The organism is Faecalicatena contorta (assembly GCF_021531995.1).
In the GTDB taxonomy this organism is placed as follows: domain Bacteria; phylum Bacillota; class Clostridia; order Lachnospirales; family Lachnospiraceae; genus Dorea_A; species Dorea_A contorta_A.
Map to the genome: position 1 here is coordinate 1 of NZ_JAFBIZ010000252.1, position 1,157 is coordinate 1,157.

2 tRNA genes and 3 rRNA genes are annotated in these 1,157 nt (G+C 46.5%); all 5 read right to left on the bottom strand.

What is annotated here, in order from left to right:
- Positions 1–122 (bottom strand): 23S ribosomal RNA (locus JQM82_RS15705); the annotation flags it as partial.
- A gap of 363 nt (positions 123–485) precedes the next feature.
- Positions 486–558, bottom strand: a tRNA-Ala gene (locus JQM82_RS15710).
- A gap of 30 nt (positions 559–588) precedes the next feature.
- Positions 589–662 (bottom strand) — tRNA-Ile (locus JQM82_RS15715).
- 20 nt (positions 663–682) lie between these two features.
- Positions 683–800, bottom strand: a 5S ribosomal RNA gene (gene rrf / locus JQM82_RS15720).
- A 240-nt stretch (positions 801–1,040) separates the two neighbouring features.
- Positions 1,041–1,157: ribosomal RNA gene (locus JQM82_RS15725) — 16S ribosomal RNA — on the bottom strand; the annotation flags it as partial.

The window sequence follows — 1,157 nt, forward strand, 5'->3', positions numbered from 1 at the left end:
CCCATTCAGAAATCTCCGGATCGTAGGATATTTGCTCCTCCCCGAAGCTTTTCGCAGCTTATCACGTCTTTCATCGGCTCTTAGTGCCAAGGCATCCACCATACGCTCTTTCTAGCATGACCAACTAACTCAGAAAGCGGCTGCTGAAATTCAGGACTGCCATTGAATGCTTGCATTCATATGGCTGTTCCGGGATTTTAGCGGACATTTGCGGAGCAAATGACATCGACAAGACCATAGGTCTTGGAGATGACCCGCTCTCGCACGGGGTGCTTTCTTCGTCTACACCGATATAGCGTTATCGGCGTTGGCTTAGGTCAATTTTTTTTGGGTCTGTTTTCTTCAGACCGATAATCATTACCTGTTATAACAATTACCTCGGATGTCTTGATTAAGATATTTAAAATCTTCATCATTTCTATTTCTTATATGCAATTTTCAAGGTACATATTGGTGTAACCATCAGTTTTGATTCTTACACCGAGTGGAGAATACGAGATTCGAACTCGTGACCTCCTGCTTGCAAGGCAGGCGCTCTCCCAACTGAGCTAATCCCCCATTTGGTATGCTGTTAGTTATATATTAAAGTGGGCTTAAGTGGACTCGAACCACCGACCTCACGCTTATCAGGCGTGCGCTCTAACCGGCTGAGCTATAAGCCCATCTTAAATAACTTTTTTAAATCTGGCGGCCACCTACTCTCCCGCACCGTCTCCAGTGAAGTACCATCGGCCGCTTGAGGCTTAACCATCGTGTTCGGGATGGGAACGGGTGTGACCCTCAAGCGCATCGCCACCAGAAATGCTTTCAATTCTTTTGACGGAATTAAAAACTGTTATCTGATAATCGTGAGTGCAGAAGTCTTTCATCTACCTCGAATCCACTTCGTTCCTTCTCGGTAGATTCAAGCCTTCTTATACACCCCAACTGTCATCCGTATGATTGTAAGCAAGCTTCCATCATACTTCTTCCAGTTGTGCTGTGCACTCACTCCTCGATAACTAAACAATAAACAACAACCCTTACTTCTTCTTCCTTAGAAAGGAGGTGATCCAGCCGCACCTTCCGATACGGCTACCTTGTTACGACTTCACCCCAGTTATCGGTCCCACCTTCGACGGCTCCCTCCTGTAAAGGTTGGGTCACCGGCTTCGGGC